20 protein-coding genes are annotated in these 20,621 nt (G+C 71.1%); 7 read left to right on the top strand and 13 right to left on the bottom strand.

Translation table 11 applies throughout. The features are described from left to right. Positions 1–6: 6 nt before the first annotated feature. The 6 genes from NKG98_RS11815 to NKG98_RS11840 form a co-directional block, all read right to left on the bottom strand. Entirely contained in the window at positions 7–348 is a 342-nt protein-coding gene (locus NKG98_RS11815; protein WP_254766119.1) for a hypothetical protein, read from the bottom strand. A gap of 63 nt (positions 349–411) precedes the next feature. Further along, the gene (locus tag NKG98_RS11820; protein ID WP_254766120.1) at positions 412–1,350 is read right to left on the bottom strand and encodes a metallophosphoesterase family protein; all 939 of its coding nucleotides are present in this window, start codon (positions 1,348–1,350) and stop codon (positions 412–414) included. 26 nt (positions 1,351–1,376) lie between these two features. Continuing rightward, complete coding sequence (locus tag NKG98_RS11825; RefSeq protein ID WP_254766121.1) at positions 1,377–3,467, bottom strand: IucA/IucC family protein; 2,091 nt, start codon at positions 3,465–3,467, stop codon at positions 1,377–1,379. Then, the gene (locus tag NKG98_RS11830) at positions 3,454–4,224 is read right to left on the bottom strand and encodes an NAD(P)/FAD-dependent oxidoreductase (protein ID WP_254766122.1); all 771 of its coding nucleotides are present in this window, start codon (positions 4,222–4,224) and stop codon (positions 3,454–3,456) included. The genes NKG98_RS11825 and NKG98_RS11830 overlap by 14 nt, the downstream gene beginning before the upstream one ends. Before the next feature lie 26 nt (positions 4,225–4,250). Next, positions 4,251–5,807 (bottom strand): FAD-dependent oxidoreductase, encoded by a 1,557-nt coding sequence (locus NKG98_RS11835; RefSeq protein ID WP_254766123.1) that lies wholly within the window; start codon positions 5,805–5,807, stop codon positions 4,251–4,253. Positions 5,808–5,886: 79 nt separating this feature from the next. Further along, a complete protein-coding gene (locus tag NKG98_RS11840; protein ID WP_254766124.1) occupies positions 5,887–6,444 on the bottom strand; it encodes a DUF6789 family protein in 558 nt (185 codons plus the stop codon). A gap of 126 nt (positions 6,445–6,570) precedes the next feature. Here NKG98_RS11840 and larE point away from each other — a divergent pair, with 126 nt between their 5' ends. Beyond that, entirely contained in the window at positions 6,571–7,470 is a 900-nt protein-coding gene (gene larE / locus NKG98_RS11845) for an ATP-dependent sacrificial sulfur transferase LarE (protein WP_254766125.1), read from the top strand. 135 nt (positions 7,471–7,605) lie between these two features. Further along, complete coding sequence (locus tag NKG98_RS11850) at positions 7,606–8,025, top strand: hypothetical protein (protein WP_254766126.1); 420 nt, start codon at positions 7,606–7,608, stop codon at positions 8,023–8,025. Positions 8,026–8,031: 6 nt separating this feature from the next. Here NKG98_RS11850 and NKG98_RS11855 read toward each other — a convergent pair whose 3' ends face one another. The 3 genes from NKG98_RS11855 to tatC form a co-directional block, all read right to left on the bottom strand. Beyond that, positions 8,032–9,315, bottom strand: coding sequence for an MFS transporter (locus NKG98_RS11855; RefSeq protein ID WP_254766127.1), 1,284 nt, complete (start codon positions 9,313–9,315; stop codon positions 8,032–8,034). Next, entirely contained in the window at positions 9,312–11,411 is a 2,100-nt protein-coding gene (nasA, locus tag NKG98_RS11860; protein WP_304612838.1) for an assimilatory nitrate reductase NasA, read from the bottom strand. The genes NKG98_RS11855 and nasA overlap by 4 nt, the downstream gene beginning before the upstream one ends. An 88-nt stretch (positions 11,412–11,499) precedes the next feature. After that, complete coding sequence (tatC, locus tag NKG98_RS11865; protein WP_254766129.1) at positions 11,500–12,453, bottom strand: twin-arginine translocase subunit TatC; 954 nt, start codon at positions 12,451–12,453, stop codon at positions 11,500–11,502. A gap of 160 nt (positions 12,454–12,613) precedes the next feature. Between tatC and NKG98_RS11870 the strand changes: the two genes are divergently transcribed. Together NKG98_RS11870 and NKG98_RS11875 are read left to right on the top strand one after the other, a co-directional pair. After that, entirely contained in the window at positions 12,614–14,938 is a 2,325-nt protein-coding gene (locus NKG98_RS11870) for a twin-arginine translocase subunit TatC (RefSeq protein ID WP_254766130.1), read from the top strand. Positions 14,939–14,986: 48 nt separating this feature from the next. After that, positions 14,987–15,163, top strand: a complete 177-nt coding sequence (locus NKG98_RS11875; protein WP_254766131.1) for a ribbon-helix-helix domain-containing protein — start codon at positions 14,987–14,989, stop codon at positions 15,161–15,163. A gap of 28 nt (positions 15,164–15,191) precedes the next feature. Here NKG98_RS11875 and NKG98_RS11880 read toward each other — a convergent pair whose 3' ends face one another. The 3 genes from NKG98_RS11880 to NKG98_RS11890 form a co-directional block, all read right to left on the bottom strand. Further along, on the bottom strand, positions 15,192–15,971 hold the full coding sequence (locus NKG98_RS11880) for a 23S rRNA (uridine(2552)-2'-O)-methyltransferase (protein ID WP_254766132.1): 780 nt from the start codon (positions 15,969–15,971) through the stop codon (positions 15,192–15,194). Between the two features lie 219 nt (positions 15,972–16,190). After that, positions 16,191–16,538: a type II toxin-antitoxin system PemK/MazF family toxin gene (locus tag NKG98_RS11885; protein ID WP_254766133.1), complete on the bottom strand. Its 348-nt coding sequence runs from the start codon at positions 16,536–16,538 to the stop codon at positions 16,191–16,193. Positions 16,539–16,541: 3 nt separating this feature from the next. Beyond that, positions 16,542–16,937, bottom strand: coding sequence for a winged helix-turn-helix domain-containing protein (locus NKG98_RS11890; protein WP_254766134.1), 396 nt, complete (start codon positions 16,935–16,937; stop codon positions 16,542–16,544). 507 nt (positions 16,938–17,444) lie between these two features. Here NKG98_RS11890 and NKG98_RS11895 point away from each other — a divergent pair. After that, entirely contained in the window at positions 17,445–18,188 is a 744-nt protein-coding gene (locus tag NKG98_RS11895; protein WP_254766135.1) for a DNA polymerase sliding clamp, read from the top strand. Between the two features lie 79 nt (positions 18,189–18,267). Beyond that, on the top strand, positions 18,268–18,552 hold the full coding sequence (locus NKG98_RS11900) for a HalOD1 output domain-containing protein (RefSeq protein ID WP_254766136.1): 285 nt from the start codon (positions 18,268–18,270) through the stop codon (positions 18,550–18,552). On the opposite strand, the gene NKG98_RS11905 is transcribed toward NKG98_RS11900, so the two are convergent. After that, a complete protein-coding gene (locus NKG98_RS11905) occupies positions 18,553–19,443 on the bottom strand; it encodes an alpha/beta fold hydrolase (RefSeq protein ID WP_254766137.1) in 891 nt (296 codons plus the stop codon). A 102-nt stretch (positions 19,444–19,545) separates the two neighbouring features. Between NKG98_RS11905 and priL the strand changes: the two genes are divergently transcribed. After that, positions 19,546–20,616, top strand: a complete 1,071-nt coding sequence (gene priL / locus NKG98_RS11910) for a DNA primase regulatory subunit PriL (protein WP_254766138.1) — start codon at positions 19,546–19,548, stop codon at positions 20,614–20,616. Positions 20,617–20,621 lie beyond the last annotated feature (5 nt).

The following is a 20,621-nucleotide window of genomic DNA, read 5'->3' on the forward strand; positions in this document are numbered from 1 at the left end:
CCCGCCTCACTCCCCGAAGTCGGCTTCCTCGAAGTGCTCGTTCGCCAGTCGATCGATCAGGTCCTCGACGTCCGACGTCGTCCCCTCGTCGAGGTCCTCCACCGCGCCGACGCCGCGCCCGCCGCTCTTTGCAGTCTGCAAGGCGTTCCTGTTCAACTCGCCGCTCGGCTCCACGACCGGCAGTTTGAGGTCGCCGAAGGTCTCCGGCGGGAACCCCGACGCCGAGAGGACGAAGTGGTCGGCGACCTCGCCCGGGTCGTCGGTGTCGAAGTCCTCTAGCTGTGGCTCGCTCCACTCCTCGGTCGTCGTCCCCGAGAACTCCGGTTCGTGCATCTCGTAGTCGGTCACGCGTGTCGGGACGCCGTCGCGGGCGGTCGGCGTGACCCCCGAAGCTGCAGGTTCGGGGCGGCGCTACTCGAAGTCCTCCACGAGCGGGAACGTCGCCAACTGGGCGGCCGACAGCAGCACGCGGTCTTTCTCGTAGCCGTGAGCGATGGACTCGACCATCCCGTCGCCGTCGGTCAGCGGGAGAGACCGGACGGTCGTCCCGCGCTCGTCGACCTCCAGCACGAGCAGGGCGTGCGGGAACGAGGAGACCGCGGGGACGGTGAGTTCCCGCACGTCGCCGGAGCGTTCGATCGCGGGGAAGTGGAGGTGGCCGGTGACGACCAGCGGGACCGCGTGGCGCGCGAGCAGTTCGACCAGCGGTTCGGGGTTCGTGAAGCCGGGCACCGCGCCCTGCATCGGCAACTCCGCGCGGTAGCGCTCGTAGAGGGCGCCCGTCGCGGGCAGGTTGTGGTGGATGACCACGAGCGCGGAGTCGACGGACGCGTCGGTGAGAGTCTCGTCGAGCCACATCAGCTGTTCGGCGTCGATCCGGCCGTCCCACGTCTCCGCCGGCGAGCCGGGTTCGGCGGCGTGGCTGTCGAGGCCGATCACCGCGACGTCGCCGAAGCGGACGCGAAACGGCAGCCCCTCCGGGGTGTACCGCTCGACGAACGACGGGATGGGCAGGGAGGCGCGCTCGTCGAACGTCGTCGGGAAGTCGTGGTTGCCGGGCACCGCGACCAGCGGCGGGTCGAACGCCGCGAGGTCGTCGAACAGGTCGAACTCCGCGGGGGCGCCGTTTTTCGTCAGGTCGCCCGCGACGACCACGCCGTCGACGTCGCGCTCGTTCACGGCGCTGACGGCCGCCCGGAGGTGGCGCTCGGTCCGGTGGAACACCTTCCACGTCCCCGTGGCGTCCGTCGCGAGGTGGACGTCCGAGAGGACCGCCAGCCGCGTCGGGTCGGCCGCGGTCGGCCCGTCGAGGCGGGCGAGCACCTGCCCCGAGTGGCGTCGGTCTGCCATCGTCGCTACCGACGGCGACGAGTCGGTTAACGCTCACCCCGGCACGCACCGCCGCGAGCGACCGCCCCGGAGGCCACACCGACCCGCGACGGCGCCGCCAGCGGGTTCGGGACCGCGCTCGTGACGTACTCGTGGCGCTTCCCTCGCAGGCGCATCGCCGCAAGCGCCTTGTGGACCGCCGGCACCTCGAACAGCGCGGCCTCGTCGCGGTCGATCCGCGCGGGCGGGGCGACGCCGTCGGCGCGCATCGCCGCGAACGCCTCGCGACAGCGCCCGCGGACGAGGCGCCAGCAGTCGGCCTCGTCGACGGGCGTCGAGCCGACGAGCGCGACGAGCAGTTCCGTCAGGTGGTTCTGGAACAGCGCGTAGTGCAGCTTCCGGTAGCAGTCGTGCTCGCCGTCGGCGTCCAGGTCGGAGTCGGGGTACGTCTCGATCGACCGGCCCCGGTCGGCCAGCCGACCGTGGTGGACGCGGATCCCGCCGAAGTCGCGGACGAGCGTCGCGGTCGGTCGGCCGCCAGCGAGGACGACGTAGCTGTTCTGGAGGTGCGATTCGAGGGCGATCCCGTAGCCGGTCAGTAGCCGCAACTGCTCGGGGACGACCGCCTCGACGTACGCCGCGAGGAACCCGCGGGCGGCCTCGCCGGGGTCGGCCGTCCCCGTCGCCTCGGCGTAGCGGTCGACCACCTCGCGGACGAGCGGCCGGCCCGTCGCGGGCGCGTCGGCGACGAGCGCGGCGGCCGGCACGAGGGACGCGCCGTCGACCAGCCGGTGGGCGTACGGATTCCGGCGGACGAGCGCCGCGAGGTGCCGGACGTCGTCGAACGACTCCCCGTCCGTGTGCGGCCCCCCCGGCGGGTAGTAGCAGGCCCCTGCGGGTTCGTCGAGGAAGCCGAGGCGCTCGAAGCCCGCCTCGTCGGCGATCGACCGGAGGAGCGCCGTCGCGCGCGGCCCGTTGGTGACCGCCTGCGGCGAGACGGTCCGCTCGACGTTCGTCGTCCGGACGCCGATCGCCAGCTTGCAGTGCGGGGGCGGGTCGTCGCCGTCCGTCGCGTACGGAACGACCGTCCGCAGGTTGAGAAGCGGCGTCGCCGGCCGCGCGTACGCCGGGATCGGCACGACGAGCCCCGCCTCGCGCTGTGCGGCGTACCGCTCGGGGACGACGCGGTGGAACTGCCACGGGTGGACCGGGAGCACCGCGTACTCGTCGGGATCGGCGCCGGCCGGGAGCGTCCGCTCGACCGCCCCGCGGAGGCCGTCGAAGGCGTCGTACAGCCGGTCGGCGAGCGAGCGGCCGTCGACGCTCGTCCGCCGGGCGCGGTCGGCCCGGACCGCGACGAAGCGCACGTCGACCGACGCGGCGAACTCCGGGGCGTAGGAGAGCCCCGCCGTCGCGGACATCCCGCGGCGGATCTTCGCCGCCGGGTGGAACGGGTGGCCGTCCGTGACGGTCCGTTCGAGCGCCGCGGCGGGATCGGCGGCGGGAAGCGGCTGGCCGTCGGCCGACGCCGCCGCGCGCTCGCGGTGGACCCGTCCGGCGACCCGGGCGAGCGCGAGGGAGGCGGTGCTCTCGGCCAGTTCGGCCGCGATCAGGTCCGCCTGCGCCCCGTCGCGGAACGCCCCCTCGCGCCGCAGGAGGGGAACGATGTCGAGGGGGTGATCGAGGCGCGCCCCCGCGTCGGCCCCGGGCGCGTGTTCCGTCACGGGGTCCGCGAGGCGGAGTCGCCCGTAGCCGTGGACGGCGGCGACCGGGGCGACGACGACAGACCCGGAGGCGGGGAACGGCAGCAGCGCGAGGGCCTCGGCGTCGTCGGGCGCGTCGATCCGCGAGCGCAGCGACTCGCCGTCGAAGCGCGGGAGCGGCGGCGTCTCGGGCAGGTCCCGGAACGCCTCGGGCGACGGCGGGACGACGGCCGCCTCGGGGAGCCCGCGGGGCGACCCCCGGACGAGTCCGCGGACCAGCCGCCGCACCGAGAGCGAGCGCGCGGCCGGCAGCGCGTCGAGGTAGGCCCTCTCCGGCGGCTCCGCGAGGCCGTGGACGGCGGCGTAGTGCGTCGCGGCGTCGAAGGCCTCGCGCTCGGCGTCGGTCCGGAGGCGGTCGGGGTCAGCCGTCGTCATCGGCACCGTCGCCGTCCGCCTCTCGCAACGCGGGGTGCTGGACCGGTTCCTCGGGGTGCGGGTCGGCGAAGTGCGCCCGCATGACCCGCATCGACTCGCGCTCGCGACGGCGGCGCTCCTCGTCGTCGATCTCCTCACAGCCCGGCGGCACGTCGATCCCGCGGTCGGTGAAGTAGCCCTCGGGGGCGACCCAGTCGTGGTAGAAGGGGACGTCGCTGTCGTGGAGCAGCGTGATCGCCACGCGGGCGCCGTGGCCGGCGTTGACCGCGGTCTGGTGGTACTGGCCGGCGAGTCGTCCCGCGGCGTACAGCCCCGCGACGGCCGTCCGGCCGTCCGGGTCGACCTCGACGTAGCGCTTGGCGCCGCGGTCGTCGAACTCGACGCCGGTCCCTTCGAGGTAGTCCGCGTCGGGCCACGAGGCCGCGATCACGGAGGCGACGCGGTGGCCGTCGTCCGCGGTGCGAACCTCGAACCCCTCGCCCTCGCCGTCCGCCTCGACGTCGACCACCTCGCCCTCCCGGACGGTACAGCCCGCGCGCTCGGCCTGTGCTTCGAGCATGTCGAGGAACAGCCGCGAGTTGACGCCCGCGGGGAAGCCGGGGACGTTCTCGAGGTGGGCGTTGCGCCGGAGGATCGGGTGGCCGTGGGTCGCGACGAGCGTCCCGAGGCCGGCGCGGGCGGTGAATATCCCCGCCGACAGCCCCGCGACGCCGCCGCCGACGATCGTCACGTCGGGCGCCGAACTGTTCGCTGTCACCTGCCTCCCCACGCCGCCCACGAGTATCAATCCCGGTCCGTGTCGGGCTCCGCCAGTCGCAGGTAGGGGAGCCCCTCCAGCGCGGGCCCCGAGAGGACGTCGCCGTCGTGGGTGAACCGCGAGCCGTGACAGGGGCAGTCCCAGGTGCGCTCGGCGTCGTTCCACCGGACGAGACACGCCATGTGCGGGCAGGTCGCCGAGACGGCGTGGACGGTCCCGTCCTCGTCGCGGTAGAGCCCCATCGGCCGGCCGCCGCGGCGGGCGACCGTCGCCTCGCCGGCGTCCGGGAGCGCGCCCGAGGCGAGCAGCGACCGCAGTCGGTCGCCGACGAAGCTCCCGCCGACCTTCGCGTTCTCCCCGGCGAAACGCTTCGCCGACGCCCTGGGGGTCAGCCGGAGCGGGTCGAAGACGTCCGCGTGCGGGTGCGAGCCCTCGACGATCAGGTCCGCGAGGATCGTCCCCGCGGCGGTGCCGCCGGTCATCCCCCAGCCTTTGAACCCGGTGGCGACGTAGACGCCCGCCGAGCGCGGGCCGATCCGGCCCACGAAGGGCACCCGGTCGACCGGCGTGTAGTCCATCGTCGACCAGCGGTACTCGATCTCCTCGACGGCGAACTTCTCGCGTGCGAACGCCTCGCACCGCCGGTAGCGCTCGGAGGTCGGCGGCCCGTCGAGGCCCGGTTCGTGGCTCTGGCCGCCGACGAGCAGCAGGTCCTCGTCCTCGCCCTCGACCGGGTGGGGCCGGAACGTGGCCGGCGGCGAGGCGGTGCTGTAGTACATCCCCTCCGGCGGGGAGCCGTCGAGGCGGACCGCCAGCAGGTACGCCCGGTGGGGGTGCATCCGCGCGAAGTAGCCGGCCGGGTCGTAGAACGGGAAGTGCGTGGCGACGACCACGTCGTCGGCGACGAGTTCGCCGCGGGTGGTCCGGACGCGACAGGGCGACCCGGGGTCGACGTCGAGCGCGCGCGTCTCCTCGAAGACGTAGCTCCCGTCGCCGTGGACGGCCTCGGCGATGGCGAGCAGGTACTTGCGGGGGTGAAACTGCGCCTGCTCGTCGAAGCGGACCGCGCCCGCGACGGCGAACGGCAGCGGCGTCGACTCGACGTACGAGGCGGGCAGGCCGAGGTCCCGGGCCGCCCCCGCCTCGGCCCGGAGCGTCCGGACGTCGGCCTCGGACTCGGCGTAGGTGTACGCCGACGTCCGCTCGAAGTCGCAGTCGATCCCCTGCTCCGCGACGCGGCGTTCGACCTCGTCGATCGCGGCCTCGTTCGCCGCGGCGTACTGGCGGGCCTTCTCCTCGCCGAACGTCGAGCGCAGGTCGTCGTAGATCAGCCCGTGCTGGGAGGTGAGTTTGGCCGTCGTGTGGCCGGTGGTGCTCTCGACGATGCGGTCGGACTCGACGACCGCGACCGTCCGGCCCGCCTCCGTCAACTCGATCGCCGCGGTGAGACCCGCGATGCCGCCGCCGACGACGGCGACGTCGACGTCGAGGCCGTCCTCGAGGGGTTCGTAGTCGGTCGTCGGCGTGGTCGCCAGCCAGAGGGACGCCGCGCGGGGCGAGTCGGGCGTGATGTAGTGTGACATGATCGACCGGCGGGCCGTACTCTCCACGACGGGCGCCAAAGAACGGCGGGGTGCAGCACGGGGAGTTCGTGGCGAGTGATCAGTTGCCGTCGTCGTACTCGTACTCCTCCTCGGGGTCCTCGACGCCCTCGGTGCGCGAGCCGACCCACGCGCCGAGCGCGAGACCGTAGACGAGGTGACCGGCGTGAAACAGCGCGAGTTCGTCGGCGTCGAGGCGGGTATCGAGCACCTCCTTGAGCATCACCTGCGAGCCAAACGCCGACAGCGCCAGCCCGAAGACCGAGCCCCAGACGAGGCCGCGCTGTTCGGGTTCGATCGAGCGCTCGGCGTCTTGCAGGGCGAACAGCGCGCCGAAGACCGCGCCGTTGACCGTCCCGTACAGCAGGTGGAGGGCGATGCCGGGGATCGGGTGGTCCGCCGGATCGCCGCCGGAGACGTACCGCGCCCAGAAGTTCGCCGACGGCGGCAGCGAGCGCATGATCGGCAGCCGGAACGCCGTCATCACGAGCGTCGCGACGAGCCCCGCCTGCAGGCCGCGGAGGCCGGCGGCCGCCGCGTGCGTGCGCCGATCCGGTTCGGTCGGCTCGCGCGTCCCGGTCTCGCCCGCCTCCCGGAGCCGGCGCAGTCGGTCGTACATGGACGACCCCGACCACGAACGCGGCCATAAGTACCGGCCCCGTACGCGCCGACGGATCGCGCGCGTAAGGCGTCGTTTCGCCCCGGCGACGAGGCGCTTTTGCCCGTCGACCCCGAACGGGGGGCCATGACCACGGTCGAGGCGAAGATGGAGGCCGCCCGCGACGACCTCGCGGGTCGGGACGGCGTGCTCGTCGCCTTCTCCGGCGGGGTCGATTCGAGCACGGTGGCCGCGCTCGCCCACGACGCCCTCGGGGAGGACGCGGTCGCCTGCACGGCCAGAAGCGAGACCCTCCCAGAGGCGGAACTCGACGAGGCCAGACGCGTCGCCGACGAGATCGGTATCCGCCACGAGGTCGTCGAGTTCTCCGAACTCGACAGCGACGAGTTCGTCGCCAACGACGGGGACCGCTGCTATCACTGCCGGACGATGCGCCTCGGCGAGATGTTCGAGGCGGCCCGCGAACTGGGTTTCGAGACGGTCTGCGACGGGACCAACGCCGACGACCCCGGCGCCGGCCACCGGCCGGGGCTGCGCGCCGTCGAGGAACTCGACGTCTACTCGCCGCTGTTAGCACACGACGTCTCGAAGGCCGAGGTACGCGAGATCGCCGCCCGCTACGGCCTCTCGGTCGCCGACAAGCCCTCGATGGCGTGTCTCTCCTCGCGGATCCCGACGGGGCTGTCGGTCACCGAGGAGCGACTGACGCGGATCGAACGCGCCGAGGCCCTGCTGCGCGAGTGGGGCTTCGAGCAGTTCCGGGTGCGCGACCACGACGGCCTCGCGCGAATCGAAGTCGCCCCCGACGAACTGGAGCGGGCGCTCTCGGCCGAGTTCGCCGAGGCGGCCCGCGAGGCGCTCTCGGAGGTCGGCTTCGAGCACGTCACCCTCGACCTCCACGGCTACCGGACGGGGAGCGTGAGCCCCGGCGGGTCGGCGGACGCCGCCGCGGACGCGACGCCGGACGACGACCCGCTCGTCGAGGACGTCTTTGCGGCGGAGTACCCGACGGCCGACGACGGCTGACGGGCGTGGACGTCCGTCCAGTAATTATACGTTTTGCCCGCATACCGTCGCACGAATCCCCGGATCTGAGCCCCACGTCCGGGAATATTGCGCCGTACGATACGAACGTCATCCTCGGCGTCGTACGGGCGGTCGATGGCAGAGGAGCTGTCGCCGGCGTGGGACGAGGACGTCCACCGGCGCTACACGCCCGCCGACGACGACCGGACGCTGGAGTACGTCACCTACCACCACGAGTCGGGCGACCTCAGGCTGCGGATCGCCCCCGCGTCGCTCGACGGCGACGACTTCCCGGGCTACGCGCTGACCGCGACCGCCTACCCCGGCCTCGAGTTCGCCGAGTCGACGCGGCTGCGGCGTGTCCTGCGGTTCGACCGCTGCGTCGCGGTCGCCCGCCGGTTCGCGTCGCTGTTCGACGCGCGCTACGAGGGTCCCGGCGACCTCGAAGACGCGCTCGCGTACGCGAGCGAGCGCGTCCGGGCCTCGGCGGCGAACGACGCGCCGGCGGCCGGAGTCGAAAGCGAGACGGCCGCGAAAGCCGACGACGACCGCTGAGGCGACTCAGTCGTCCACGGGGGACGACGCGTCGGTCCCGACGGAGACGGGGCCCGCGACGTTCATCCGGCGAGCGATCGCCGGCCGGAACGTCCAGGCGTTGACGAGCAGGATCGGGACCATCGTGGCGGCGACGGCGACGTAGCCGTAGTGGATCGCCCCCGCGGTCGCGGCGGCGGAGAAGACGAGCGGGTAGCCGATGCCGCCGAAGGTGCCGACGCCGCCGATGACGCCGGCGGCCGCCCCGGTCCGCTCGGGGAACCGCGCGGGCACCTGCGCGAAGATCGCGCCCTCGCTCCAGGCACAGGCCGTCCCGACGAGGAACGCCGCCGCGACGGTCAGGTGGACGTTCCCGGTGGTGCCCGCGACGGTCAGCCCCGCGAGCGCGACGACGATCCCCGACAGGCAGAGGAACGTCCACTGCTCGCGGTAGCGGTCCTCGAAGACGGGCAGGACGTTCCGCTCGGTGCGGACGAGCCAGTCGCTGACGAAGCCGCCGAGCGGCCGCAACAGGCCCGCGGCGAGCGAGAACGTCGCGGCGAACGTCGACGCCAGCACGAGGTCGGCCTCGAACCCCTCGCGGAAGTACGTCGGCAGCCAGCCGTTCATCGCGACTTCGAGGCCGAAGCTCATCACGTACGCGAGCGACAGCGCCAGCACGCCGTAGCGGGTCGCCGTGTGGAGCCAGCCCCGGAAGGTAGCCTTCTCGGCGGCCTCGGCGGCCTCGGCGTCGCTGGCGGCGGCCTCGCCGAAGCGGTAGTAGACGACCGCGCCGACGAGCGCCGCGACGCCGGTCCAGAGGAACGCCGCCCGCCAGTCGGCGCCGAACAGCCGCGGCAACACCAGCGCGCCGCCGGCGGCGCCCGCGTTGCCGAACCCGGCGTAGACGCCCTCGGCGGTCCCGAGTTGCTCCTCGGGGAACCACTGGGAGACGTGCTGGATGCCGACGACGAACGTGATCCCCGCGGTGGCGACGATCAGCCGGAGGACGAAGAACGTCCGGTAGGAGTCGGCGAACGCGCTCGCGATCGAGAACACCCCGACGTACGCGAGGACGAACGCGAACACCGTCGGCGCGCCGAAGCGGTCGGTGAGCCAGCCGGTGAGGATCCGGCCGAACGGCGCCAGCCAGACCGCCGCGCTCGTGAGCACGCCCACCTCCGCCAGCGAGAGGCCGAACTCGTCCGCGATCTCGCCCGCAAAGGGCGCGAACGAGAACCAGATCAGAAACGAGAGGTTGAAGCCGGCGGTCGCGATGACGAGCGTCCGCCACTTCGAACCGCGGGTCATCGGGCGCTCACCTCCGTCTCCGTCGCCTCCTCGCTTCCCCGTTCCCCGGGCGCTTCCAGACGGACGGCACACGCCTTGTAGTGGGGCTCGCGCGAGCGCGGGTCGACCGCGGGGAGCGTGAGGTCGTTGACCGACGGGTGGTGGATCGGCAGTCGGACGACGCCCTCGGGGATCGCGTCGTCGGCTTCGAGGCGGGCGAGGGCGGCGGCGCGCCGGGAGACCACGCTGACGAGACGGTCGTCGCGAAGACCGTCCCGTTCGTCGAGGTCGGCGGCGGTTTCCGGGTCGACCCGGGCGACCGGCGGGCCGTCGTCGCGCCCCCGGACGCCGGTGTTGTACGCGTCCGCGAGGCGCGCCGTGGTCAGGGTCAGCGGGTAGTCGTCGTCGGTCGGCTCCGGGGTCGACCCCGAGACGGCCGTCGAGAAGCGCGCGCGGCCAGAGGGCGTGGGGAACGACCACCGCTCGCCGTCCTCGCCGGACGCCTCGTAGTACCGGTAGCCGCCCTCCTCGGTCGGCGACGGCGCCGGCCACCGGACCGCCAGTTCCGCGTCGAGGCGGGCGTACGCGAGCCCCGAGCAGTCGGCGGGCGTCCCGGCCGTCAGCGCCGCGAACTCGTCGAACGTCGCCTCGGGTTCGGGCGGGTCGTCGAACAGGTCCGGGACGAGGCGGTCGGCGAGCGCGCCGACGAGTTCGAGGTCCGGGCGGGCGTCAGACGGCGGTTCCGTCGCCGGGCGGACGCGGGAGACGGTCCGCTCCATGTTCGTCGTCGTGCCGTCGACCTCGCCCCACGTCGCCGCCGGGAGGACGACGTCCGCCAGTTCGACCGTCTCGCTGCGGAAGGCGTCCTGAACGACGAGGAAGGCGTCGGCGAGGCGCTCGCGCGCCCGGGCGGCGTCGGGGAGGCCGGCCGCGGGGTTCGTCGCCACCGCGTACGCGGCCTCGACCTCGTCGCCGACCGCGTCGACGATGCCGACGGGGCCCGGCCCGGAATCGTCGGGCAGCCGCGAGGCCGGGACGTCCCACGCGTCGGCGACCGCGCGGCGGTGGGCCGGATCGTCGAAGGGGCGGTGGCCGGGCCAGGTCTCCTTCGAGGCGCACAGGCGCGCGCCCATCGAGTTCGCCTGCCCGGTCAGCGAGAACGGGCCGGTACCGGGACGGAGGTTGCCCGTCGCGAGACAGAGGTCGATCAGCGCGCCCGCCGTCGCCGTCCCGTCGACCGACTGGTTGACGCCCATCCCCCAGTACAGCAGCGCGCGCGACTCCAGCGCGCGGGCGAGGCGGTCGACGTCGTCGAGGGCGACGCCCGCCTCGGCCGCGGCGGCCTCGGGGGCCGGCAGGCGCGCGCGCAGGGCGTCGAACCCCGCCGTGACGTCGGCGACGAACGCCTCGTCGACGCCGCCGCGTTCGACGACCCGCGCGAGGACGGCCCGCGCGAGGGCGAGGTCGCCGCCGGGGTCGGGCGCGACGTGACCGTCGGCGGCCGCCGCCGTCTCGCTCCGAACGGGGTCGACGACGAGCAGGTCGCGGCCGGCCCCGTCGGCGCCGTCGCGGAGCCACCGGAAGAGCACGGGGTGGGTGACCGCCGGGTTCGCCCCCCAGACGAGGTGGGTCTCGGCCTCGGGGACGTCGTCGTACGTCGGCGGCGGCGCGTCGCTGCCGAAGGCGTCGTAGTAGGCCGCGGCGGCCGAGGCCATACAGAGCGTCGTGTTCGCGTCGTAGTTGCGGGTGCCGAACCCGCCACGGGCGAGTTTGCCGAGCGCGTAGGCGGCCTCGTTGGTCTGCTGGCCGCTGCCCAGCACCGCGACCGCGTGGGGGGAGCGCGCGAGCGCGCGGCCCAGCCCGGCGGCGGCGCGGTCGAGGGCCGTCTCCCAGTCGGTCGGGACGAGGTCGCCGCCCCGGCGCACGAGCGGGCGCGCGAGCCGCTCGCCGTCGGGGGCCGCCGTCTCGGTCAGGCCGCGACGGCAGGCCAGCCCGCGGGCGACCGGGTGATCGGGGTCGCCGCGGACGTCCGCCGCGTCGGCCCCGCTCTCGCCGTCGTGGAGGTGGCCGCAGCCGACCGCACAGCGCATGCAGGTGGTCGGGACGGGATCGCTCACGATCGAAGCTCGGGAGCAGGGTGCGAAAACGGTTACGAAGCCCGCCATTCGGCGAGCGTCGCGGGCCGGAGGGAACCCGAAGCGGCGGCTAGTCCGCCCCGGTCCACCTGAGCAACAGCAGCGTCCCCTCGAACAGCAGGATCATCGTGATCGCGACGAGGATCGGCGCCATCCCCGTCGGGTCGAACGCGAACATGAACGCGAGGCCGAAGAACCCGGCCCAGAAGAACAGCCGCTTGTCCGCGAGCCACCGGCGGGTCGTCACGCCCATCATGATCGCGAGCATGATGAAAAGCGGGATCTGGAAGACGATGGCGAGCAGGCCGGTGAGCGTGATTATCAGCGAGAACGTGTCGCCGAGGGCGTAGGCGATTTCGGCGTTGCCCTCGGCGTAGACGGTGAAGTACCGGAAGAGGACGGGGAGCACGAGCGCGAACGAGAAGGTCATCCCGATCAGCCCGAGGACGACGCTCGTCGGGACCGCCGCGAGGTAGTACCGGCGCTCGTTGGGGTAGAGGCCGGGACGCATGAAGAGGTAGGTCTGGTAGACGAGCATCGGCAGCGCCACGATGATCCCCAGCAAGGCGGCGACCTTGATGCGAGTGAGCCACAGTTCGAGCGGGTGGTAGACGTGTGGCAGGGGCACCTGGTCGGTCGCGTACGGGAAGACGTGGAACCAGATCATCTCGATCGCGTCGGTGGCCCACAGGAGGCCGAGGGCCGTCCCCGCAGAGCCCACGAGGAGGACGACCGCCAGCCGGAGGATCATCTCCTCGATGTGGTCGGCCAGCGGCATCTCCTCGTCGTCCGGCGGCGCCGAGAGGCCGCCGAGGTCGTCGTCGTCCGGGTAGGCCGGGCGGTCGCCGACGTAGCCTTCGCCGTCGGTCTTGGCCTCGCGCGTCTTCGACCCGTCGTCGACCGTTTCGAGGGCGCTTTCGTCGTCGACCGTTTCGAGGGCGCTTTCGTCGTCGGCCGCGTCGTCGGACGAATCGCGCGGCTGCTCGACGTCCGAATCCGCGAGGTCGTCCGACGGCTCGGTCATCTATCGGGATATAGATAGGCCGCCGGTTATAGGCCTTTTTCTTACGACCACCCTCGAAGAGCGACGGGCACCGCGGGCGACCGAGCGACCGGGACGTCCGCGGTCGGCCGACATATACTCGAAAGGTTGATAACTGGATGTGGGGTAACCACGGACATCGATGAGCTCCGCCGTCGACGAGGACACAGCCCGCGCCATCAACAGCGGCCGGGAGACCCTCGGTGCCCTCTTTTCGAGCGCACAGGCGCACCTCCAGAAGGTGTTTCTCGTCTTCGTCGCCGGCTTCATCGGCGCCTTCTACGCCCTCCGCGTGTGGGTCTGGGACTTCCTCGAAGCCGTCGCGAAGTCCGAGATGGACCCCGAGACGATCGAACCCGCGACGGACGTCATCACCCGAACGCCGTTCGAGGTGATCCTCCTGCAGGCGAAGATCGGCATCTTCGTCGGCCTCATCGTCGCGTTGCCCGTCCTGCTCTACTACTCGCGGGACGCCCTGCGCCAGCGGGGCGTCCAGTCGGTCGTCCCCATCTCGAAGCGGTACGCGGCCGGGTTCGTCCTCACCTCGCTGACCCTGTTCTCGCTCGGCGTCGTCTACGCCTACACCATCTTCTTCCCGTTCGCGTTCGACTTCCTCGCGACGAACGCCGTCGAGGCCGGCGTGAAGCCGAGTTTCGGCATCACCGAGTTCACCCAGTTCATCGTCCTGCTGACCATCTCGTTCGGGCTCGCCGCCCAGTTGCCGCTGCTGATGGGCGCGCTCTCGTACACCGAGATCGTCTCCTACGAGACGTTCCGTGACAAGTGGCGCCACGCGGTCGTCGCCATCACGGTCTTCGGCGCGCTGTTCTCCCCGCCGGACCCGTTCACGCTCGTCATGTGGGCGACCCCGATGGTGATCCTCTACATCTTCAGCCTCGGGCTCGCGAAACTCGTCACGAACATCCGCCGTCGCGGCTCCGCCGAGATGGCCGGGACCGGTGCCGAACTCATCAAGCGCCGCACCCTCCAGTTCCTCGGCGGCGTCGTCGCCGTCGGCGTCGGCGCCACGGTCGCCGTCGCACGGGGCGGGATCGACTACGTCGAGGGGGCGATCTACCCCGCGTTACCGGCCTCGCTGCGGCCCACGGGGCCGACGGCCCTCGAAGAGATCGCGATCGAGTACGGCCTCTTCGGGGACGTCGTCGTCGGCTTCACCGTCGCGGTCGTCCTCGGACTGCTCGCCTTGCTCGCGTACACGATCAAGGTGCTCCAGAGCCCGGTCTACCCGCGCCAGACCGAGATCCGGACCGCGGACAGCCCCGACGAGGTCGACTTCGACGTCCTCGACGCGGAGGACGTCGACGAACTCTCCTCGCAGGTCTTCCTCTCGATGGAGGAAGACGAGGCCCTCGAAGTCGCCCGCGAGGCGATGTACGACGACGACCGCGAGAAGGCCCAGGCGATCCTCGACCGGTACGACAGCCTGCAGGAGGCCGCCGAGGAGCGCGGCGGCGAGGCGGCCGACGCCGCCGCGGCCGCCGACGAGGGCGAGGGCGATAACGTGGTCGCGGACACCGCCGCGGGGATGATGGACGCCTTCACCGAGGACGAGACCACCGAGGAGGACATCGGCGGCTACGCCTACGACCTGATGTTCATCTTCGAGAGTCTGACCTCGCGGGCGTTCCGCATCGTCGCGGTGTTCATGGTCGTCATGGGCGGGACGTTCATGGGGCTGTACTCCGGCGGCCTCGGCATCGTCCTGCAGCGGTTCCTCGAACGCGTCCCCGACGAGGTCCTCCACGAGGTGGCCCGGCGCAACGGCGTCGCCGCCGACCCCGCGGAGATGACCTTCACGCAACTCATCCAGGAGATGGACATCGTCGTCGCGCTCGAACCCGTCGAGGTGCTGATCTTCGAGGTGAAGGTGAGCGTGCTCGCGGGGCTCGTCGCCATCCTGCCGATGGTGCTGTACTACGCGTGGCCGGCGATGAAAGAGCGCGGGCTGGTCCGGGGCGACCGCCGGGTGTTCGCCGTCTGGGGCGGCTCGCTGCTGGCCGGCTTCGCCGTCGGCACCTACCTCGGGTTCTTCTGGATCGCCCCGGCGATCATCTCGTATCTCGTCTCGGACGCGATCACCAACCAGATGATCGTCTCCTACCGGATCAAGAGCTTCTTCTGGCTGGTGATCTTCACGACCGTCGGCATCGGCTTCCTGATGAACATGATCGTCACGATGGCGCTGTTCCACGTCGGCGGGATCGTCAGCTACCGGACCCAACTGCGCGGCTGGCGCCACGTCGTCGTCGCGACGTTCGTCGCCTCCGCGTTCCTCAGCCCGAAGGGCATCCTGACGATGGTCGTCCTCGCGATCCCCGTCGCGCTGACGTACCTCCTCGGCCTGGCGCTGTTGTACGTCCTCACCGCCGGCGGCCGCCTCTTCGGCGGCGAGGGCGGCGGAGAACTCGAGGTCGACGCCGAGGCGGACGCGAGCGCCGCCGAGTAGCGACGGCCCGACCGACCGATTAAGACACCCGGGTACGAACGGCCCGCCATGCCGAAGATCAGCGTGGAGATCCCACAGGAACTGCTCGACGACCTGGACGAGCACGTCGGCGACGACGGCAAGTTCGTCAACCGCAGCGACGCCATCCGGGCCTCGATCCGCAAGACCCTGGACCTCCTAGACGAGATCGACAAGCGCCACGACCGACTCGACGACGAGGAGTGAGCCGCGAGAGACCGCCGCCGCGCTCGCGCTACTCGTCGATCCGCTCGGCGAACCCGAAGGCGGGCTTGACGTCGTCGACGCGGACCGCGACGGTCTCGCCGGCCTCGGTCCCGGGGACGAACAGCCGGAAGCCGTCGACGGAGGCGATGCCGTCGCCCTCGCTGCCGACGTCGACGATCTCGACCTCGAGTTCGTCGCCGGGGCGGACGGGCGCGGTGAGCCGCCCCTTCCCGATCAGGTAGAGTTCCGACGATTCGGCGCGCGAGGCCTTCGGACTCGTCGCGCGGACGTAGGTGAACTCCGCCTCGACGTCCGCCCGGAAGTCGTCGACGTCGGGGCCCTCGAACACCTTCACGACGAAGTCCCCGCCGGCGTCGAGCAGTTCGAGGGCCGTCTCGAACGCCTGCCGGGCGAGGTGCAGCGAGCGCGCCTGATCGAGCGAGTACTCGCCGGACATGTTCGGCGCCATGTCCGAGACGACGGCGTCGACCGTCCCCCCGGCGGCCTCGACGACCCGCTCGCGGGTCCGCTGCTCGGTCATGTCGCCGCGGACCGTCTCGATGCGGTCGTCTATCTCGTCGGCGAACGGCTTGATCCGCTGGAGGTCGACCCCGATCACCGTCCCCTCGGGGCCGACTTCCTCGGCGGCGACCTGCAGCCAGCCCCCCGGCGCGGCCCCGAGGTCGACGACCGCGTCGCCCCGCGAGAGCACGTCTTCGAGGTCGTCTAGCTGTTTCAGCTTGTAGGCCGCCCGGGAGCGGTAGCCCTGCTGTTTCGCCTTGTTGTAGTACTCGTCGCGTCGTGTCATGGGAGGCCCACCCGATTGTATCGGTCGCGTGTCCCCGACGAGTTCACGTTCATACTCGCTGTGAGGCGGGCGACCCGGAAAGGCCCGTCGGATGCGAGGCCGACTGCGACGGAATCCTGCACCTCGCGACGAATCTGGTCACGTCCCTATCACGTCAGAGGATGTCGAGGAAGGTGTGCCAGTGTCGTTCGACGCATTTGGTACTGATCCGGCGTTCGACTACTCGACGGCAGACGGATCGAGATACGAAAGGAGAGCGTCAGTGACGCGCGCCGTAAACTCGTCGGTGACCGTACCTTGCGTTCCGACGACGTGCGTCTCGTCTTTCAGCGTCGCCACCGACCACGGAAGGACGTAGCTTTGCGTCCGGGGCTCTCCCCGAACCCACATCTCGCTCGGTACTACGAAACTGCCCGGATGATGCGACTGCGTCGTGAACGCGACCGCGATCGACTCTTCGTCGGGATACGGAAGTCGATCGGTGGATACGACCAACCACGGCCGCGGATTCCCACCGGCCGATTTGAACGGGTCGGGAGCCCACACGACGTCGCCTCGCTCAGCCATCGCCTACGCCCCCTCGCTATCGTCCTCGTCGAGTTCGTCGATCGGGTCGACCGCGGTTTCCATCCACTCGTCGACTTCCTCGTTGGAGAATCCGCCGTCGATCTCGTCGACCGTCGCAGCACCGAGTAATCCAGCAGAGGCGGTCGCGTGTTCGGCGTCGGCAATCTTCCAGTAGCGTCCGCGGTGGTCGACCAGCCCGCGCCGTTCGAGGCGCTTGAGCGTCGGCCCGACGCTCCCTCGCGGGACGTCGACCGCGTCAACGATCTCGCGCTGGCGGAACGCCTTGTCGGCGTTCACGAGGAGGAACCGATAGATCTTCCCCTGCGTCGTGTCGGGCGCGAGGTCGATGACCGGGGTATCCTCGTCGATAGTCCGAAACTCGTCTTCCGAGATCGGCATTGTGTGTATTAGATTGTATCGTGTCGTATTAGGCTTTATCGGTGGGAGACACCGAGCCGGGCATGATATGCCGTGAGAAGTTAGTAGGCAGAACAACCCGAGAAGAGTAGTTGTAGTACATGCCTCGTCGTGTCATGGGAGGTCCACCCGATTGCATCGGTCGCGTGTCCCCGACGAATTCACGTTCGTACTCGTTGTGAGACGGGCGACCCGGAAAGACCCGTCGTCGGCGACGAGTTATTTACAGATAGTCGTATCGAAAACGAAGGCGAGACGACGAACTTAATCCATAACACGACGACGCGAGGCGAATATCTCACTTCGACCGTCTCGGTGGCTGATATCGGCGTTCTGAAGTGAAAGATTTTATTATCCGAGTATCGCCCCGAGGCGGATACGCGTGTCGCTCGCCGACGCGGCGGGGGACACAGCCCTGCCCCGACCCCCACTTCGCACGCGCGTAAGAACGGGCGACTTTTTATCCCAACCGTCCGTATGCCGACTCATATGTTCAAGGCCATCGTGAGCGCGGACACGCTCACCAGCGCGCTCGACTCCGTGGGCGTCCTGGTCGACGAGTGCAAGATCCACCTCGAGGAGGACGGACTCGCCATCAGAGCCGTCGATCCCGCCAACGTCGCGATGGTGGACCTGTCGCTGGAGGCGGCGGCGTTCGAATCCTACGAGGCCGACGGCGGGCTGATCGGCGTCGACCTCTCGCGGCTCGAAGACATCGCGGGGATGGCCGACGCCGGCCAGCTCGTCGAACTCGAACTCGACGAGGAGACCCGCAAGCTCCACATCCAGATCGACGGCCTCGAGTACACCCTCGCGCTGATCGATCCCGACTCCATTCGGCAAGAACCCGACATTCCGGACCTGGACCTGCCCGCACGCGTCGTGCTCGAAGGGAAGGACGTCAACCGGGCGGTGAAAGCCGCCGACATGGTCTCCGATCACATCGCGCTGGGCGTCGACGACGCCGACGAGGCCTTCTACGTCGACGCCGAAGGCGACACCGACGACGTCCACCTCGCGCTCACCGCCGAGGATCTGATCGACCTGCAGGTCGGCACGGCCCACTCGCTGTTCAGCCTCGACTACCTCAAAGACATGAACAAGGCCATCCCCGCCGACGCCGAAGTCGCACTCGACCTCGGCGAGGAGTTCCCGGTCAAGATCTACTTCGACTTCGCGGAGGGGCAGGGCCAGGTCACCTACATGCTGGCGCCGCGCATCCAGAGCAACTAGGCAGGGACGCGAGTGCCCCCTTGAAAGGGGCACATGATAAGGGGCGAAGATACCCCGCTCCGTACGAAAGCGGACGGGTATGCCCTCCGCCGACGAATCCACCGACGCCGTCTACGAGACGACGGTCGGACCGGACGAGCGAGCGAGCGTGTGCGTCGCCGTCGCCGCCGCGGCGGCGTCGGGCCGGCCCGTCGACGAACTGGGCCCGCTGTACGACGTCGTCGACCCCGACGCGCTCGACGCGCTGGTGGCACACACCGGCCGGACCGACGCCCCCGGGGAGCAACTGGTCGCGTTCCCCTACGAGGGGTTCGAGGTGCAACTCCGCGGCGACGGGCGGCTCAGGCTCGAACCCGGGGACTGATCAGGCCGTCGCGCGGCGCCGCCGTCCGGACCGGCCCGCGTCGGCGAGGAACGACCGCAGGCGCTCGTTGACCCGGTCGGCCTCCTCGACGAAGAAGAGGTGCGAGCCGCCCTCGAACTCGACGAGTCGAGCGCCGGGAATCTTCTCCGCCAGCAGGCGGCCGTTGGCGACGGGCACTACGCGGTCGGCGGTGCCGTGGACGACGAGCGTCGGCACGCGGATCCGGTGGACCCGGTCGCTCTCGTCGAACCCCGCGACGGCCGCGGCCTGTGCCTCGCGTGCCGGGTCGCTCGCGTCCTGTTCGAGGCGCCACTCGACGATTCGATCCATCAGGTGCGGGTTCCGGTTGGTGAACCGCTCGGTGAACGCCGGGCGCATCCGGTGGCGAATCGTCTCGCGCTCGGTCGCGCCCTTCGGGACGTCGAAGATGTGCTCGCGGGTCTCCTCGGGGACCGGCACCGCGTCGGGGCCGCCGTGGCTCGTACAGCACAGCGTCAGCGACGCCGCCCGGTCGTACTCGATGGCGTACCGCTGGGCGACCATCCCCCCCATGCTCGCGCCGACGAGGTGTGCCCGTCCGACCCCCGCGTCCGCGAGGACGGCCTCGAGGTCGGCGGCGAGGTCGGCGATCGAGTAGCCGAACAGCTTCAACAGCAGCGGTGCCCGGAGCATCCGCGGGAGTCGCGACACGACCGGCGGCAGGCCGGCCTCCGATCGGCCGGTGCCGCGGGTGTCCGGCGCGAGCACCTCGTGGTCGTCGGCGACGGCCTCGCGCTGCCAGCGCCACATCCAGCGCCCGTAGCCGAGTCCCTGGACGAAGACGACGGGGTCGCCGTCGCCCGCCTCGCGCTCGTAGTGGATCGACACGCCGTCGCTGGTCGCCCGTGGCATACCCGGACCGACGCGGCCCGGCCCCTTGAAATCGCGCCTCCGTCTAAAACGGAAACCGAGTAATCCGTGCGTTTAACCATCCGCGGCGGAATGTAGTGAGCGATGAACCGTCTGCACGCCCGGTACCCGTTCCTCGAGGCGGCCCGCGAGGCCGTCGCCACCCAGGCGGTGGACCTCGCGACCGTCGTCGCGGAGGACCGGGCCGTCGTCGACCGCGCCCGCGAGCGCGTCGTCCGGGCGCTCGAGGACGGCGAGGTGGGCGACCCGCGACGCGACCCCCGGACCGAACTGCTCTCGTACCCGGTCGCGCGCGTGCTCGTCTCGCTGGCCGGCGAGCGGGTGCTCGTCCGGCGGTACGCCCGCGCCGAGGCCGCGACCGCCCACGAGCGGTTCACCGCCGACTTCGCGGACACGACCGAACTCAAGAGCGTCGAGACGACCGGCGTCGGCCTCGACGACTTGCTCGCGGAGTTCGACCTGACGGGAGCGGTCCGCGAGGTCGACGGGGGCTACCGCGTCGGCGTCGGGGCGTACCTGCGACTCTCGGCCGACCTCTGGGGCGACGAGTGGCGCCTCGTCAACCGCGCGCTCGCCGACGGCGAGGTGCCCGTCGAGGAGGGGGAACTGCTGACGCTGCTGCGCGAGGCCGTCCGCGAGCGCGTCGCGGACGGGTTGCCGTTCGACGTCCCCGAACCGATCGCGGCGGCGCTCGAAGACGACGCCGAGGAGATCCGGGAGCGCCTCGCGGACCTCGATCTCACCCGCGAGATAGACACCGTCGTCCCCGAACTGTTCCCCCCGTGTATGAAGGCGCTGCTCGACTCGATCCAGAGAGGCGAGCACCTCCCCCACCACTCCCGCTTTGCGATCACCGCATTTCTCGCGAGCATCGGGATGGAGACCGACGAAATCGTCGAACTGTACCGGGTGAACTCCTCGTTCGGCGAGGAGATGACCCGCTACCAGACCGACCACATCCGGGGGGAGACCTCGCCGACGGAGTACTCGCCGCCCTCCTGTGCGACGATGCAGTCCTACGGCGACTGCGTCAACAAGGACGACCTCTGTGAGCGCATCCCACACCCGATGGCCTACTACGAGAAGCGGCTGGACGACGCCGACGAGGACGACCTCGACGACTGGCGGGAGGCGGTCGCGGACGACGAGACGTGAGTAGA

It is taken from the genome of Salinilacihabitans rarus, assembly GCF_024296665.1.
Taxonomy (GTDB): domain Archaea; phylum Halobacteriota; class Halobacteria; order Halobacteriales; family Natrialbaceae; genus Salinilacihabitans; species Salinilacihabitans rarus.

What these genes read in the sequence shown, in the direction of transcription:
- NKG98_RS11820 (WP_254766120.1), bottom strand. Translation starts at nt 1,350, where the DNA reads ATGGCAGACCGACGCCACTCGGGGCAGGTGCTCGCCCGCCTCGACGGG.
- NKG98_RS11825 (WP_254766121.1), bottom strand. Translation starts at nt 3,467, where the DNA reads ATGACGACGGCTGACCCCGACCGCCTCCGGACCGACGCCGAGCGCGAG.
- NKG98_RS11835 (WP_254766123.1), bottom strand. Translation starts at nt 5,807, where the DNA reads ATGTCACACTACATCACGCCCGACTCGCCCCGCGCGGCGTCCCTCTGG.
- NKG98_RS11840 (WP_254766124.1), bottom strand. Translation starts at nt 6,444, where the DNA reads ATGTACGACCGACTGCGCCGGCTCCGGGAGGCGGGCGAGACCGGGACG.
- larE (WP_254766125.1), top strand. Translation starts at nt 6,571, where the DNA reads ATGACCACGGTCGAGGCGAAGATGGAGGCCGCCCGCGACGACCTCGCG.
- NKG98_RS11850 (WP_254766126.1), top strand. Translation starts at nt 7,606, where the DNA reads ATGGCAGAGGAGCTGTCGCCGGCGTGGGACGAGGACGTCCACCGGCGC.
- NKG98_RS11855 (WP_254766127.1), bottom strand. Translation starts at nt 9,315, where the DNA reads ATGACCCGCGGTTCGAAGTGGCGGACGCTCGTCATCGCGACCGCCGGC.
- tatC (WP_254766129.1), bottom strand. Translation starts at nt 12,453, where the DNA reads ATGACCGAGCCGTCGGACGACCTCGCGGATTCGGACGTCGAGCAGCCG.
- NKG98_RS11870 (WP_254766130.1), top strand. Translation starts at nt 12,614, where the DNA reads ATGAGCTCCGCCGTCGACGAGGACACAGCCCGCGCCATCAACAGCGGC.
- NKG98_RS11875 (WP_254766131.1), top strand. Translation starts at nt 14,987, where the DNA reads ATGCCGAAGATCAGCGTGGAGATCCCACAGGAACTGCTCGACGACCTG.
- NKG98_RS11880 (WP_254766132.1), bottom strand. Translation starts at nt 15,971, where the DNA reads ATGACACGACGCGACGAGTACTACAACAAGGCGAAACAGCAGGGCTAC.
- NKG98_RS11885 (WP_254766133.1), bottom strand. Translation starts at nt 16,538, where the DNA reads ATGGCTGAGCGAGGCGACGTCGTGTGGGCTCCCGACCCGTTCAAATCG.
- NKG98_RS11890 (WP_254766134.1), bottom strand. Translation starts at nt 16,937, where the DNA reads ATGCCGATCTCGGAAGACGAGTTTCGGACTATCGACGAGGATACCCCG.
- NKG98_RS11895 (WP_254766135.1), top strand. Translation starts at nt 17,445, where the DNA reads ATGTTCAAGGCCATCGTGAGCGCGGACACGCTCACCAGCGCGCTCGAC.
- NKG98_RS11900 (WP_254766136.1), top strand. Translation starts at nt 18,268, where the DNA reads ATGCCCTCCGCCGACGAATCCACCGACGCCGTCTACGAGACGACGGTC.
- NKG98_RS11905 (WP_254766137.1), bottom strand. Translation starts at nt 19,443, where the DNA reads ATGCCACGGGCGACCAGCGACGGCGTGTCGATCCACTACGAGCGCGAG.
- priL (WP_254766138.1), top strand. Translation starts at nt 19,546, where the DNA reads ATGAACCGTCTGCACGCCCGGTACCCGTTCCTCGAGGCGGCCCGCGAG.